At 32.4% G+C, this 14,081-nt stretch carries 15 protein-coding genes; 4 read left to right on the top strand and 11 right to left on the bottom strand.

All coding sequences use genetic code 11. The features are described from left to right. Positions 1-36: 36 nt before the first annotated feature. From RF683_RS06860 to RF683_RS06845, 4 genes are all read right to left on the bottom strand, one after another. On the bottom strand, positions 37-573 hold the full coding sequence (locus RF683_RS06860; protein WP_309531596.1) for a DUF3575 domain-containing protein: 537 nt from the start codon (positions 571-573) through the stop codon (positions 37-39). Positions 574-592: 19 nt separating this feature from the next. Beyond that, positions 593-1,675, bottom strand: coding sequence for a glycine cleavage system aminomethyltransferase GcvT (gcvT, locus tag RF683_RS06855; protein ID WP_309531595.1), 1,083 nt, complete (start codon positions 1,673-1,675; stop codon positions 593-595). A 126-nt stretch (positions 1,676-1,801) separates the two neighbouring features. After that, entirely contained in the window at positions 1,802-2,305 is a 504-nt protein-coding gene (locus RF683_RS06850) for a hypothetical protein (RefSeq protein ID WP_309531594.1), read from the bottom strand. 67 nt (positions 2,306-2,372) lie between these two features. Next, positions 2,373-2,774, bottom strand: a complete 402-nt coding sequence (locus tag RF683_RS06845; protein ID WP_309531593.1) for a hypothetical protein — start codon at positions 2,772-2,774, stop codon at positions 2,373-2,375. Between the two features lie 184 nt (positions 2,775-2,958). Here RF683_RS06845 and hutH point away from each other — a divergent pair, with 184 nt between their 5' ends. Further along, a complete protein-coding gene (gene hutH, locus RF683_RS06840; protein WP_309531592.1) occupies positions 2,959-4,461 on the top strand; it encodes a histidine ammonia-lyase in 1,503 nt (500 codons plus the stop codon). 93 nt (positions 4,462-4,554) lie between these two features. On the opposite strand, the gene RF683_RS10290 is transcribed toward hutH, so the two are convergent. The 7 genes from RF683_RS10290 to RF683_RS06810 all read right to left on the bottom strand — a co-directional run bounded on the left by RF683_RS10290 (position 4,555) and on the right by RF683_RS06810 (position 9,377). After that, positions 4,555-4,692 carry a DUF1272 domain-containing protein gene (locus tag RF683_RS10290; RefSeq protein WP_408733698.1) on the bottom strand — a complete coding sequence of 46 codons (138 nt, stop codon included), beginning with the start codon at positions 4,690-4,692 and terminating at the stop codon, positions 4,555-4,557. A 50-nt stretch (positions 4,693-4,742) separates the two neighbouring features. Then, positions 4,743-4,925: a GldL-related protein gene (locus RF683_RS06835; protein ID WP_309531591.1), complete on the bottom strand. Its 183-nt coding sequence runs from the start codon at positions 4,923-4,925 to the stop codon at positions 4,743-4,745. Beyond that, the gene (locus RF683_RS06830) at positions 4,925-5,434 is read right to left on the bottom strand and encodes a DUF421 domain-containing protein (protein WP_309531590.1); all 510 of its coding nucleotides are present in this window, start codon (positions 5,432-5,434) and stop codon (positions 4,925-4,927) included. Before RF683_RS06830 ends, RF683_RS06835 begins: the two co-directional genes overlap by 1 nt. Before the next feature lie 3 nt (positions 5,435-5,437). After that, positions 5,438-6,796, bottom strand: coding sequence for a 30S ribosomal protein S6--L-glutamate ligase (rimK, locus tag RF683_RS06825; RefSeq protein WP_309531589.1), 1,359 nt, complete (start codon positions 6,794-6,796; stop codon positions 5,438-5,440). 124 nt (positions 6,797-6,920) lie between these two features. After that, positions 6,921-7,388, bottom strand: coding sequence for a PEGA domain-containing protein (locus RF683_RS06820; RefSeq protein WP_309531588.1), 468 nt, complete (start codon positions 7,386-7,388; stop codon positions 6,921-6,923). A gap of 23 nt (positions 7,389-7,411) precedes the next feature. Beyond that, on the bottom strand, positions 7,412-8,815 hold the full coding sequence (lpdA, locus tag RF683_RS06815; protein WP_309531587.1) for a dihydrolipoyl dehydrogenase: 1,404 nt from the start codon (positions 8,813-8,815) through the stop codon (positions 7,412-7,414). Between the two features lie 103 nt (positions 8,816-8,918). After that, positions 8,919-9,377 (bottom strand): Lrp/AsnC family transcriptional regulator, encoded by a 459-nt coding sequence (locus RF683_RS06810; protein WP_309531586.1) that lies wholly within the window; start codon positions 9,375-9,377, stop codon positions 8,919-8,921. Positions 9,378-9,549: 172 nt separating this feature from the next. Between RF683_RS06810 and RF683_RS06805 the strand changes: the two genes are divergently transcribed. The 3 genes from RF683_RS06805 (at position 9,550) to RF683_RS06795 (ending at position 14,027) form a co-directional block, all read left to right on the top strand. After that, a complete protein-coding gene (locus tag RF683_RS06805) occupies positions 9,550-10,752 on the top strand; it encodes an aminotransferase class I/II-fold pyridoxal phosphate-dependent enzyme (protein ID WP_309531585.1) in 1,203 nt (400 codons plus the stop codon). Positions 10,753-10,830: 78 nt separating this feature from the next. Then, the gene (locus tag RF683_RS06800; protein ID WP_309531584.1) at positions 10,831-11,754 is read left to right on the top strand and encodes a T9SS type A sorting domain-containing protein; all 924 of its coding nucleotides are present in this window, start codon (positions 10,831-10,833) and stop codon (positions 11,752-11,754) included. Between the two features lie 101 nt (positions 11,755-11,855). Next, positions 11,856-14,027, top strand: coding sequence for a S9 family peptidase (locus RF683_RS06795; protein ID WP_309531583.1), 2,172 nt, complete (start codon positions 11,856-11,858; stop codon positions 14,025-14,027). The last annotated feature ends 54 nt before the right edge of the window (positions 14,028-14,081 follow it).

Here is a 14,081-nt window from a genome sequence, read left to right as displayed (position 1 = left end):
TATTTAGTCAGACCTTTTTTATTAGATTGCGCTAAATTAAAAGGCATAACCTAGTGCAATACCTAGTCTTACTTTAAATCCTTTTACACCTGAAGCATCTAAACCCGGTGTTGCATTTGTAAAATAGTTTGAAAATCCTGCGTTTAAGTCTAATAGAAAGCCATGTGTTTTTGATTGTTGAAAAATCCATTGGTTGCCTATAATAGCTCCAAACCCCGCTACATTAGCTTTGTCTTTTCTAATAGTATATCCATTTAAAGCAACGGTTCGATTAGCTTCTCCATACGTTCCTACGGGAGCAATGTAAAAACCTTCAAATGTTTTTCTATTTTTAGAGGTAAAAAACTTGTACTTGAATTCAGCGCCATAAAAGCTTAAATCACCATAGGGATCATTCATGTCAAACTTACTATGAGCAAGTATGATTTCAAAACTATTATTATTTTCAGCTTTTGTTTCATAGCTAATTTCAAAACCTTTGTAAATGAAACCAGCAGGATTAAATTTAATAGCGTGATTTTGAGCAAATCCTAGACCGCAACAAAGTAAAAATAGGTGTATAAATTTTTTCATATCGTAAAAAAGATAATAATTATTTTTTGTAAAAAGGCATTTTAACCACTTTAGCTTTAATGTCTTTGTTTCGAATGCGAATATAAATTTCTGAATCTACAGTTGCTAATTCTGTAGGAACATAGCCCATCCCAATTGCAATTCCTAATGATGGTGATTGTGTTCCCGAAGTTACGATTCCTACGACATTACCGTTGGCATCACAAATTTCATAATCGTGACGAGGAATACCTCTTTCTACCATTTCAAAACCAACTAATTTACGTGAAACACCTAATTCTTTTTGTTGTTTTAAGTTTTCTGAATTGGTAAATGTTTTGTCAAATTTGGTTATCCAGCCTAAACCTGCTTCTAAAGGAGAAGTCGTCTCGTTGATATCATTACCATATAAACAGAATCCCATTTCTAAACGTAAGGTGTCGCGAGCCGCTAAACCAATAGGTTTGATTCCGAAAGCTGTTCCTGCTTCAAAAACTTTGTTCCAAATATATTCGGCGTCTTCGTTTTTAAAATAAATTTCAAAACCACCCGAACCGGTATAGCCTGTAGCCGAAACAATTACATCGCTTTTTCCGGCGAAATCCCCAATTTGAAACGTGTAATAGCCCATATTGGCTAAATCAATAGAAGTTAACGATTGCATAGCATCCGCAGCTTTTGGTCCTTGAATAGCTAATAAAGAATAAGCATCTGATGCATTCACCATTTCTACACCTAAATCGTTGTGAGAACTGATCCAGTTCCAGTCTTTTTCAATATTAGAAGCATTTACCACTAATAAATAATGATTGTCTTCTATTTTATACACAATTAAGTCGTCTACAATACCGCCCTCGTTGTTAGGCAAGCAAGAATATTGTGCTTTACCGTTTACTAATTTAGAAGCATCATTAGAGGTTGCTTTCTGAATTAAGGCTAACGCATTTTCGCCCTTTAAAAAGAACTCACCCATGTGCGACACATCAAAAACGCCTACACCATTTCTAACGGTTTCGTGTTCTACATTTACGCCTTCATATTGTACGGGCATGTTGTATCCTGCAAAGGGCACCATCTTTGCACCTAATTTTTCGTGAATAGCTGTTAAAGCTGTATTTTTCATATTACTAATTTCATTGAATATTAAAGCGCTAAAGTACTATTTTTTTGATAATTATAAATGTAAAATGGGGGTGTTTTTTGGGATTGTGTACATGTTATACGTTTTTGGTAAAAGTAATTAGCTTTTTTATTTACTTCTAGTAGCTATGACTAATTCTTTAAAACCTTTATCAGTTAATAATCCCCATTTTGTAATTGCTAAATTTGGAAACATATTGATTTGACCGTCTAAACTAATATCTATATAACCAATTTCATTTTCATTTTTATCAAAAAGAATTATCGTTTCGTCATAAAAAGGAGTTCCAATTTCACCCCATTTATAATTTGTTGAATCACAAATGATTTTTAAAATTTTTTCTGTTTCATTCAATTCAAATTTATGATAAAATAAGGGTAATAAATTATTGTATATTTTAGCTGTTTTTGTTTCATTTATAAGTATTGATTGATTTTGGTTTAATTCAATTTTTACTAAACTATCAAAATTCTTTTTGTCAGGTGTAACGCTTTCTGAATATTTATTTATTAGATTATTTTTGATTTTTTCTTTATTGGGAAAAGTAAAAAAAGAATAAGCAAGTAAAATGATTATTACTGATATAGCTAATAACATTATTTTCTTTTTCATATCTAAAAAATTTGGATTAAGTTATTATATCCACATATTTTGTTAACAAAAATCTTTGGTCACTGATTTAATATTTAATTTCTAGATGCGAAATCGACTCTAAATTTTCTGATTTAAGTTTTTTTTCAATCTCATTTCTCTTTAAATTTAGATATTCTCTTCCGAATTTTGGTCGATAAATATCGGTATTAATAATGTATTTATTCTGAGGATCAAGCCATTCATCAATATGTAAAGTCTTTTTTCCGGTATTCACAAATACTCGTCTTTTATTAAATTCTATCAGTCCAATATTTCCATTCATATTATTAATGATTATATCTCCAGATTTTGAGTCAAAATATAATTGTTGTAAATCTCCATAGCGATCTTCTATGTCCATTAAATAAAAGCTATATAAAATAAACGCAAAACCTCCAATGATAATGGTTGAAACACGGATAATAATACGGATTATAAATTTTTTCATAATTTTTAGTTTTCGATGAAATAACTTGCCATTAACTCTTCTTTATACTTGTTTTAGATAAAAAATCGAATCAATCGTAAATATAAAAAAATAAATAAGCAAAATGGTTATCTCCTGAAAATAGCTTTTAAAAAAGTTGCTTTTTAATATTTGTTTGTAGAATTTTGACACTTTAATCAGGCTCATGGAAACAATACATTATATCAGTTCAAATTTACTTACCCTAGCGCACGTAAACGAAATCATTTTTCAAGGTAAAAAACTAGCCCTTTCTGAGGAAGCTATCTCCAATATTGAAAAATGTAGAAGTTATTTAAATGCTAAAATGCAGGCTAATGAAACCCCTATTTATGGTATCAATACAGGTTTTGGTTCGTTGTGTAATGTGAAAATTTCCAATGAAAACTTATCGCAATTACAGGAAAACTTAATGAAATCACATGCTTGTGGAACGGGTGATGAAGTGCCGCATGAGGTGGTAAAAATTATGTTGTTTTTAAAAATTCAATCGCTTAGTTATGGACATTCTGGGGTGCAATTGCAAACCGTAGAGCGCTTAATTGATTTTTACAATTATGATATTTTGCCTGTCGTGTACACACAAGGTTCATTAGGTGCTTCGGGTGATTTGTCTCCCTTGGCTCATTTGTGTTTGCCTTTAATAGGGGAAGGGGAGGTGTATTACGACGGATTTAGACAACCTGCACATAAAGTTTTGGGGAAATTAAAATTAGCTCCTATTGTATTGCAATCCAAAGAAGGTTTGGCTTTGTTAAATGGCACACAATTTATGAGCGCTTATGGTGTGTATAATTTATTGCAAGCCGAAAAATTAGCCTATTTAGCCGATGTAATTAGTGCTGTTTCCTTAGAAGGCTTTGATGGAAGAAAGGAGCCGTTTACAGATTTGATTCATTTAGTTCGTCCGCATAAAGGGCAAGTAAATACGGCTGCTCGAATGTTGTCTTTGCTGGAAGATAGTGAAATTATAGCGCAACCAAAAGCGCATGTGCAAGATCCATATTCGTTTAGATGTATTCCGCAAGTGCATGGTGCAACAAAAGATACGCTTGATTTTGTCAAAAAAGTGTTTACGACAGAAATTAATTCGGTAACCGATAATCCAAATATTTTTGTGGGTGAAGATTTAATTATATCGGGAGGAAATTTCCATGGCCAACCTTTGGCATTAGCTTTAGATTATTTAGGTATTGCACTAGCCGAATTAGGAAATATTTCTGAACGAAGAACCTATCAATTGATTTCTGGATTACGTGGTTTACCTGCTTTTTTGGTTCAGAATCCAGGATTAAATTCAGGATTTATGATTCCGCAATATACGGCAGCGAGTATTGTGAGTCAAAATAAACAATTGGCCACTCCTGCAAGTATTGACAGTATTGTGTCTAGTAATGGGCAAGAAGATCATGTGAGTATGGGGGCTAATGCAGCTACTAAAGCATTGAAAATAGTTGAAAATGTGGAACGAATCCTTGCTATCGAATTATTTAATGCTGCACAAGCATTAGAATTTAGAAGGCCATTAAAATCCAGTGATTTTATAGAACTATTTGTAAAAGCCTATCGTGAAGAAGTTTCTTTTGTAACGGAAGACAGAATTTTACATTATGACATTGAAAAATCAATTCATTTTTTGAAAAGTTTTCAAGTAGAAGAGATTAAGTAGTAATTAATCTAAAGTCTAAAGTCTAAAGTCTGAAGTGAAAATTTCTAAACGTGGGCTGAGGAATTGGTAGATCAAGTTTTAGATTTTTTAAATTTAATTATTTTCTATTGGTTTTCGTTTAGGTCTTTTCACAAGTTCACCTTGGCAATTTGGACAACAAAAATGCATTTCTTCTGAACAAGATTCGCAAAAAGTACATTCATAACTGCATATACACGCTTCTGATTGCATGGTTAATGTTTTATTACATTTCTCGCAATTTGGTTTGTATGCTAACGCCATTAATTTTTAGTTCTAATAAGATGAATTAAAAGTGCGCCTCCAGCAAGTAATTCTGTAAGTAAAGAAATGGCTAAAATAGTTTCTCCTCCTGTCCAATGCATAATCTTGAAAAAAGCACCTACTAAAATCAACACACTAGCTACGGCGATTATTGTTAAGGCAGTTTTAGTAAATTTATTCATTACAATTCGTTTAAGGTTTTGTGAATTTTTCTTTTGTGATGCGTTTGCTTTAAGGCAGATTCGCCAGAAATGATACTGATGTTTCCGTCAATTTCGAGCATGGCAAGTTTGACTGCTTTATAGTTTTCAACACCATGTTCTCTAATTGCTTCGTCTAATTCATCTGAGGTAATACTTAATTTAGCTAATGTCTTGAACTCAATTTTTCCATTATGAATGAGGACCTGAGGCTTACTTACAACTAGCTCTTTAATAAAGGGCGATTTGTCTATGACTTTTTTTAAAATAAAATTGGTCAAAAAAAGAACAAAGGCTGCAATGATTCCGCCTTCAAGAGAGGTATCGCTGCCTACCATAGCATTTTGCACCGAATTACTTATCAATAAAATAAGAACAATGTCTGCTGAATTAAGTTGAGATAGTTCTCTTTTTCCAAAAATGCGTAGCGCTATAACCATGAAAAAATACACGGAAACACTTCTAATGATAATGTCTAAATAAAGATTCATGAGTTATTTAAAATTTTTTTCAATGGCTTTTATCATTTCGCCTGCGATGTCTTTTTGAGTAGCACCTTCAATACCTTCAAGTCCTGGGGACGAATTTACTTCTAACAATAAAGGCCCTTTACTTGAACGAATAATATCAACCCCTGCTACTTTCAAATTCATAGCCTTAGCTGCCTTTATGGCAATGCGTTTTTCTTCGGCGGTTACTTTTACAACAGAAGCCGAGCCGCCCATGTGGATATTAGCTCTAAATTCGCCTGGAGCAGCTTCCCGTTGCATAGCTGCTACCACTTTTCCATCCACTACAAATAAGCGTAAATCTTTACCATTCGCTTCCTTAATGAATTCTTGAACTAAAATATTAGCATTTAAACTTTTAAACGCATTAATAACAGATTCAGCCGCTTTTTTGGTTTCAGCTAAAACCACGCCTTTTCCTTGAGTTCCTTCAAGGAGTTTTACGATTAAAGGTGAGCCTCCTACCATTTTAATTAAGTCGTCTGTGTCTAATGGTGAGTTGGCAAAGCCTGTTGTGGGGATATCTACGCCATTATTAAGTAGCAACTGTAAAGAAAACAATTTATCTCTTGATTGTGTAATGGCAGAAGCATTGTTTAATACATATACTTTTAAGGCCTCAAATTGTCGTGTCAAGGCACAACCATAATAAGTCATACTTGGTCTTATTCTTGGGATAATAGCATCAAAATCATTGAGTATTAATCCACCACGATAGTGTATTTCTGGATTAGAAGCACTTAATTTCATGTAACAATACTTAATGTTTAAGAAATGCATTTCGTGTCCACGCATTTCGCCAGCTTCTATAATTCTTTTATTACTATATAAATCAGGATTACTTGCTAAAACACCAATTTTGAGCCCTTTTTTTTCTGTATCTTTATAATAATATTCTTTTAATTTATCAGATGAAGGTTGTCCTAATTCAAATTTTCTTTCGGGGTCAACAATTAGTTTACCTACCATAGCTTCTCTTCCTAACAGCATACGATATCCCATAGAGTCTCTATTTGTAAGCGTGACTTCTACACTCCATTTGTGCGGGCCTAATTCAACTTCTGTGCGAATTACATAACGTTTTTCTCTCGTGCCACTCGAACTTTTTACAATGCGCTGGTCGATGAGTTGCGCTTCGCAATGGATAATAAATTTAGAATTATTTTGAATCGGATTAATATCAAATCGCAACCAATTTTCGTTATTTTTTTGAAATGTTTTGATATTAATAGCATGTAATGCCGAAGTTTTTGCGCCTGAATCTACACGTGCTTTAATCGCAGGAATACCAAGTTGTGGGAATGCACACCATTCTTCACTGCCAATAATTATTTTTTCTTGCATCTGGAATCTGGAATAATTTGAGACTAAAGTACTATTTTTTTATTAAATGTATTATATGTGACAAAAATAAAAAAAGACTGAATAAATAATTCAGCCTTTTTTGTTATAAAAATTAATTTTTAAATTAATTCTTCGTTAATGTTCCAATTTTTTCCCAATTTTCATTGGCTTCCATAACAACAGCAACATAAATACCTTCTTTAGTTTTTTTTAGGGAAACATTATTTTCAAGTCCAATTAGAAGTTCGTTTTCCGAAACACGGTACATAGCACCTGTACTAGCATCTATAATAACTCCTATTAATCCGCCAAAAATAATATTTCCAAATACCCAACCATTTAGTTTTCTCTTTAGTGTGGTGTTATAGGGTTTATAACCTTCTAATTCTATAGTTATACTGTGAGTTTTTTCAGAACGTTTTAAATAGGTTACTAATGGAGTGGCACCAACGTAATTACCATTTATTAGTACTTTTGCATTTGCTGGTGTTGTTGTAACACTAACTCGCTGTTTAGATCCAGAAACAATTGATGCACAACCAGAAGCAATTAATGTAAACGCTACAATTAAAAATAAAATTTTTTTTTTCATAAGTATTTGGTTTTTAGTTAAATTTAAACGTGTAATGCTCTGTTTGCCGTTGCTGCTAAGGCTGCTTCTTTAGTAGCTTCCGCAAATGTAGGGTGTGCATGAGACATTCTTGCAATGTCTTCTGCACTTGCTCTAAATTCCATTGCGGTTACTGCTTCTGCAATTAAATCGGCACAACGCGCTCCAATCATGTGAACACCTAAAACTTCATCTGTTTTAGCATCAGCTAAGATTTTTACAAAACCGTCAATGTCTCCGCCTGCTCTAGCTCGACCTAATGCTCTAAAAGGAAAGCTTCCCGCTTTATACGCTATGCCTGCTTCTTTTAATTGCTCTTCTGTTTTTCCTACAGCAGCCACTTCAGGCCAAGTGTAAACTACTCCAGGAATTAAATTGTAATCGATATGTGGTTTTTGACCTGCTAAAATTTCGGCAACTAGTACACCTTCTTCCTCCGCCTTATGCGCTAACATAGCACCACGTACCACATCTCCAATAGCATAGATATTTGAAGTGCTTGTTTGTAAATGCTCATTTACTTCAATTTGCCCTCTTTCGGTTAGTTTTACGCCTGCTTTTTCAGCTTGTAACCCTTCTGTGTAAGGGCGACGTCCTACAGAAACTAATGAATAATCACCTTCAAGAGTTATGATTTCACCTTTTGCATTTTCAGCCTTAACTACTACAGCATTTCCATTTCTCTCAACAGATTGTACTTTATGAGAGGTGTAGAACTTCATGCCTTGTTTCTTCAATACTTTAGTTAATTCTTTAGATAAAGCGCCATCCATACCAGGAATAATTCTATCCATAAATTCTACTACAGAAACTTGTGCCCCTAATCGTAAGTATACTTGACCTAATTCAATACCAATTACACCTCCGCCAATAATCACCAAATGCTTAGGCACTTCTTTTAGTTTTAAAGCTTCAGTTGAAGTAATGATTCGTTCTTTATCTAGTTTGATAAAAGGTAACGAGGAAGGTTTTGATCCTGTAGCAATTATAGTATTTTTAGATTCTATTAATTCCGAAGAGCCGTCTTTTTTAGTTATTTTGATAGTTGTCGCACTTTCAAAAGAACCCACGCCTTCAAAAACGGTAATGTTATTTTTATCCATTAAGAACTTAACACCGCCACTAGTTTGATCCACTACAGCTTGTTTACGTTCTATCATTTTGGTTAAATTCACTTTTACATCACCTGGCACTTCAATCCCATGGTCAGCAAAGTGTTGCAACTCTTCAAAATGATGCGAAGAGGCAAGTAATGCTTTCGAAGGTATACATCCTACATTTAAGCATGTGCCTCCTAAAGTGGAATATTTTTCAATAATGGCTGTTTTAAATCCTAATTGAGCACATCTAATAGCAGAAACATATCCGCCAGGCCCAGAACCTATAATGGTCACATCAAATTGACTCATAACTATTTATATTCTAAAAATTGTTGTTATTAAATTGATACAAAAGTAAGTCTTTTTCGCTAAATATTTTTAAGATTATTGATAAAATGATATAGCTGAAAAATTAAAGTTTGTAGGCTGTTGTGTTTTTTACTTCACCTATCATGAAGGTGCTGTGTGTGCTCACAATATGCTCAATAGAGGTTAGTTTAGTTACCATAAATTCGCGATAGGCTTCCATGTCTTTTACACAGATTTTTAGTATATAATCATAATCTCCGCTAACGTGAAAACATTCTAATACTTCGGTTAATTTTACAATTTCATTTTCAAATTGTGCGATTAATTCTTTATTGTGTTTTACTAGTTTGACATGACAAAGGACTACAAAATTTTTATCAATTTTTGCTCTATTTAGCAAGGCAACATAACTAGAAATAACACCTTCTCGCTCTAGTTTTTTTATACGCTCATAAACAGCGGTAACCGACAAGTTTAATTTTTGCGATAATTCTTTTGTTGTTTTTTTGGCATCTGCTTGAAGCAGCTCTAATAATTTTTTGTCTATGTTGTCAAAATTCATAACTCTGTGTATTTAGGTTTGGTAAAATTAACTAAAAAAAACATACTATTTTAGTATAAAGTGTTAAAAATAATGTTTTATTGAATTAGTGTAGAATAAAAATCTAAATTTAGTTTAAAATATTGAAAATAAGTTTATAAATATAGATATTTGAATAAAAATATAATTAATTATGAGTACATTTAATCCTGCAGATAAAATACAAGATTTGCAATATTTTGGTGAATTTGGAGGTGTGAATCCTTCTATTTCTGATAGTTCGACTTATACATTTCTGTCTGCCAAAACCATGTTTGATACATTTGAAGGCAACGCAGAAGGATGCTATTTGTATTCGCGTCATTCTTCTCCAATGAATTTATATTTAGGACAAGCTTTAGCGGCTATGGAAGGAACAGAAGCTGCAAATGTTGCTGCATCTGGAATGGGTGCTATTACACCTGTTTTATTACAATTTTGTGGAGCAGGAGATCATGTTGTTTCCAGTAGAACGATTTATGGAGGTACATATGCTTTTTTGAAAAATTTCACCCCAAAATTTAATATACACACTTCATTTGTAGATATTACCAAATTAGACGTAGTGGAAGCCTCCATTACACCTGCTACCAAAGTTTTATATTGTGAAACAGTTAGCAATCCCTTATTAGAAGTAGCAGATATAGAAGGTTTGGCTCAAATTGCTAAAAAATACAACTTAAAATTGGTTGTAGATAATACGTTTTCGCCTTTATCTGTCGCGCCTGTTCAATTAGGTGCAGATGTGGTAATTCATAGTTTAACTAAATTTATTAACGGAAGTAGCGATACAGTTGGAGGGGTTATTTGTGGTACGCAACAATTTATCGATGATTTGAGAAATGTGAATAATGGCGCGAGTATGTTGTTAGGTCCTACAATGGATAGTTTACGCTCGGCAAGTATTTTAAAAAATTTACGAACTCTACATATTCGTATGAAACAGCATAGTCATAATGCAATGTATTTGGCACAAAAATTTGAACAAGATGGGTTAAAAGTAGTCTATCCAGGATTAGCTAGTCACCCAAGTCATAATTTATATAAAGGTATGATTAATTCAGAATATGGTTTTGGAGGCATGATGACGATTGATGTTGGTACCCTTGATAAAGCAAATGAATTGATGGAGTTGATGCAAAATAAAAACCTTGGCTATTTAGCTGTAAGTTTAGGATTTTATAAAACACTTTTTAGTGCGCCAGGTACATCAACTTCATCTGAAATTCCGCTAGACGAACAAAAAGAAATGGGCTTAACTGACGGATTGATAAGAATGTCAATTGGCTTAGATAATGATATAGAACGAACCTATCATAGCATGAAAACATGTATGAAAGAAATAGGTGTTTTATAAAATAAAATAATGCTACTTTAAAATCCGATTTAGAAATAAGTCGGATTTTTTTATAAATTTGATTAAAACATATTTACTATGAAAAAATACATTTTTCTTTTAATCCTTGCCACCTCTTTTGTAAATGCTCAAATCATTACATTTTCAGATACTAATTTCAAAAATGCTTTAGTTAACACCAATTGTGTAGATAATGATAATAATAGTATTGGTGAAGCAGATGCGGACGTAAATAATGATAATGAAATTGAATTAATGGAAGCACAAAATGTCATCAGACTTTTAGTTTTTAATCAAAATATAAATAGTTTAAATGGCATTGAAAATTTTACAAATCTTCAAAAACTGAATTGTAGTAGCAATAATTTAACAACGTTAAGCTTTCAAAACAATAATACACTAACATCTTTATTGTGTAATTCAAATCAAATTATTAATTTGACTTTAAACAATTTACCAAGTTTAACCGAAGTTAATTGCTCTTACAATCTTATACAATCCTTGGATTTGAGTACAACGGGTTTTGTGCAAGGCAATTTTAGTAACAATCCAAATTTACAATTCATCAATTTAAGAAATAATGTGTTAAATATGTGTCTTGTTTTTCCATTTCCTGGAAGTGATTATACTTGTGTTATGTTTTTAGGTTGCCCTGCTTTACAAATGGTTTGTTTAGACGATAATGAAAATATGGGTTTTTTTTCGGGACCTCCACAAAATAATGTTCAATTTAGTACAAATTCAGATTGCAATTTAAGTTCAGATAGCTTTGCAAATGATGAAGTTACTTTGTTTCCGAATCCAGTAAAAAACGAATTAAATTTTTCATTTAATAAATGGGTATGTATTGATAAAATTATCATATACAACTCTTTAGGACAAGTTATTAAACAATTTATAGCCCCAAAATTATCAATTGATTTATCTGATTTTAATGCAGGTTATTATCATATAGAATTTATTTCTAATGAAGGAAAATTTCGCAAAAATTTTATAAAATAAAATAGCACTAATTTAAAATCCGATTCCAAAATGAATCGGATTTTTTTGTAACAAAAATGTACTTTTTAATTCTAATATAGATTAACAAATATAATTAAACTATGAAAAAATATGTTTGGAGCTTGCTTCTAGTAGGAAGTTTTGCTTTTGCTCAGAAGTTCACCATAGATGAAACGGTTATGGGACCAAGAAAATATGCACCTACAACTTTAATTGCACATCAATGGAAAAAAGATAGTAAGGCTATTACATACATAAGTTCAGATTATTCTAATTTAATTGAAAAAAACGCTTCAAATGCGTGGAAAGAATCTGTGCTTTTAACAAAATCAGAATTAGAAACTGCTTTAAAATCAAAATTTCCAACAGATGAATTTTCATTACGCACGTTTCCCACTACAATTTCTTGGATAACAAATACGATTTTTGAAACAGAAATTTCGGGTAAAACTTCTAATTATAAAATTTCTTTTGATGTTGCCCTTAAGCAAATAACTAACGTTATCAGTTATCCAGCTGAAGGTAGTCAGGCAAAATATACTAAAAACAATCAAGTAGCTTGGCTAAAAGATAATAACATTAGAATTTCTTTAGCACAAGGAAAAGTTATAGAAGTTACTAATGATGAAAATAAAGCTATCGTAAATGGTTCTGACTACGTACACCGTCAAGAGTTTGGGATTCATAGCGGCATGTGGTGGAATGAAACAGGCTCAAAATTAGCGTATTATCGTAAAGATGAAACAATGGTAGGTGATTATCCAATAATTAATTGGAATGAGCGCGAGGCAATAAATAAAAATGGTAAGTATCCTATGGCGGGAATGACAAGCGAACACGTAACGCTTGTTATTTATGATATAGCTTCTGGTAAAAAAGTAACGCTTCAAACAGGTGAGTCTAAAGAGCAATATTTAACAATGGTTACTTGGGATCCTTCAGGTAAATTTATTTACGTTGGGGTTTTAAATAGAGAGCAAAATCATTTAAAATTAAATAAATATGATGCGCAAACAGGTGCATTTGTAAAAACGTTGTTTGAAGAAAAAGCTACAACATGGGTAGAACCTCAGCATGCATTAATGTTTGTGCCAAACAATCCAACACAATTTATTTACCAAACCGATTTTTATGGGTATAACCAAATGTATCTATACACTACAGAGGGTAAATTGCTTAAAAATTTAGGGTTTAAAGACGTAGTAGTTACCAATGTACTAGGATTTGAAGCTACAAATACTAAACTAAATTACATAGGAACAGCTAACAATGGTTTAGACAGACAATTGTATCAAGTAGATCTAAAATCGGGGAAATCAATACAATTGACTTCGGTATCTGGAATACATAATTCTTCTGTATCCTCAGACGGAACAATGGTTTTAGACCAATATAGCAATGCTACTACGCCAAATGAAATTTCAATTTTGAATATCAAAAATAAAATGGTTAATACGACCTTAGTAAAGGCTGAAAATCCTTTTGTTGGAAAAATTGACTTGCCAAAAATTGAATTAGTTACATTGACTTCTGCAGATGGAAAAACACCTTTAAATGGAAGAATTATTTATCCATCAAATTTTGACGCCACAAAAAAATATCCTGTGATGGTATATTTATATGGCGGGTCTCATGCCCAATTAGTAACAAACAGATGGTTGTCTGGTGCGGGTTATTTCGATTTATATATGGCTCAGCAAGGTTACATTGTGTTTACAATGGATAACAGAGGAAGTGATGCTCGTGGTAAAAAATTCTGTGAAGTAAATCATAGACAATTAGGAGTAAATGAAATGGCAGACCAAATGGAAGGTATTAAGTTTTTAAAATCTAAAACGTTTGTAGATACTGATAAAATAGGTGTTTTTGGTTGGAGTTTTGGCGGCTTCATGTCAACTACTTTAATGACAAGTCAAGCAGATACGTTTAAGGTAGGTGTTGCTGGCGGACCAGTAATTGATTGGAAATATTATGAAATCATGTATGGAGAACGTTATATGGATACACCACAAGAAAACCCTGAAGGATATGCGAAGGCTTCTTTAATCGATAAAGCTAAAAATTTAAAAGGTCGTTTATTGGTTATTCACGGTGCGCAAGACCCTGTTGTGGTACAGCAAAATAGTATGAATTTTATTGAAGCATGTATTAAAGCAGGTAAACAAGTAGATTATTTCTTGTACCCAAATCACGAGCACAATGTAAGTGGAAAAGATAGAATTCATATGTATGCTAAAATTGCTGATTATTTTGATACACATTTGAAGAAATAATTTGACATCTTTACTAATTATAGAAATCCGTTTGCTGAAAAGTAAACGGATTTT

This window comes from Flavobacterium sp. 20NA77.7, from assembly GCF_031326205.1.
Classification (GTDB): Bacteria; Bacteroidota; Bacteroidia; order Flavobacteriales; family Flavobacteriaceae; genus Flavobacterium; species Flavobacterium nakdongensis.
Note: the sequence above shows the minus strand (reverse complement) of the source record. Positions and strands in the feature narration are given on the sequence as shown.

Coding starts and splice junctions, on each gene's coding strand:
- RF683_RS06860 (WP_309531596.1), bottom strand. CDS start 573: ATGAAAAAATTTATACACCTATTTTTACTTTGTTGCGGTCTAGGATTT.
- gcvT (WP_309531595.1), bottom strand. CDS start 1,675: ATGAAAAATACAGCTTTAACAGCTATTCACGAAAAATTAGGTGCAAAG.
- RF683_RS06850 (WP_309531594.1), bottom strand. CDS start 2,305: ATGAAAAAGAAAATAATGTTATTAGCTATATCAGTAATAATCATTTTA.
- RF683_RS06845 (WP_309531593.1), bottom strand. CDS start 2,774: ATGAAAAAATTTATAATCCGTATTATTATCCGTGTTTCAACCATTATC.
- hutH (WP_309531592.1), top strand. CDS start 2,959: ATGGAAACAATACATTATATCAGTTCAAATTTACTTACCCTAGCGCAC.
- RF683_RS10290 (WP_408733698.1), bottom strand. CDS start 4,692: ATGCAATCAGAAGCGTGTATATGCAGTTATGAATGTACTTTTTGCGAA.
- RF683_RS06835 (WP_309531591.1), bottom strand. CDS start 4,925: ATGAATAAATTTACTAAAACTGCCTTAACAATAATCGCCGTAGCTAGT.
- RF683_RS06830 (WP_309531590.1), bottom strand. CDS start 5,434: ATGAATCTTTATTTAGACATTATCATTAGAAGTGTTTCCGTGTATTTT.
- rimK (WP_309531589.1), bottom strand. CDS start 6,796: ATGCAAGAAAAAATAATTATTGGCAGTGAAGAATGGTGTGCATTCCCA.
- RF683_RS06820 (WP_309531588.1), bottom strand. CDS start 7,388: ATGAAAAAAAAAATTTTATTTTTAATTGTAGCGTTTACATTAATTGCT.
- lpdA (WP_309531587.1), bottom strand. CDS start 8,815: ATGAGTCAATTTGATGTGACCATTATAGGTTCTGGGCCTGGCGGATAT.
- RF683_RS06810 (WP_309531586.1), bottom strand. CDS start 9,377: ATGAATTTTGACAACATAGACAAAAAATTATTAGAGCTGCTTCAAGCA.
- RF683_RS06805 (WP_309531585.1), top strand. CDS start 9,550: ATGAGTACATTTAATCCTGCAGATAAAATACAAGATTTGCAATATTTT.
- RF683_RS06800 (WP_309531584.1), top strand. CDS start 10,831: ATGAAAAAATACATTTTTCTTTTAATCCTTGCCACCTCTTTTGTAAAT.
- RF683_RS06795 (WP_309531583.1), top strand. CDS start 11,856: ATGAAAAAATATGTTTGGAGCTTGCTTCTAGTAGGAAGTTTTGCTTTT.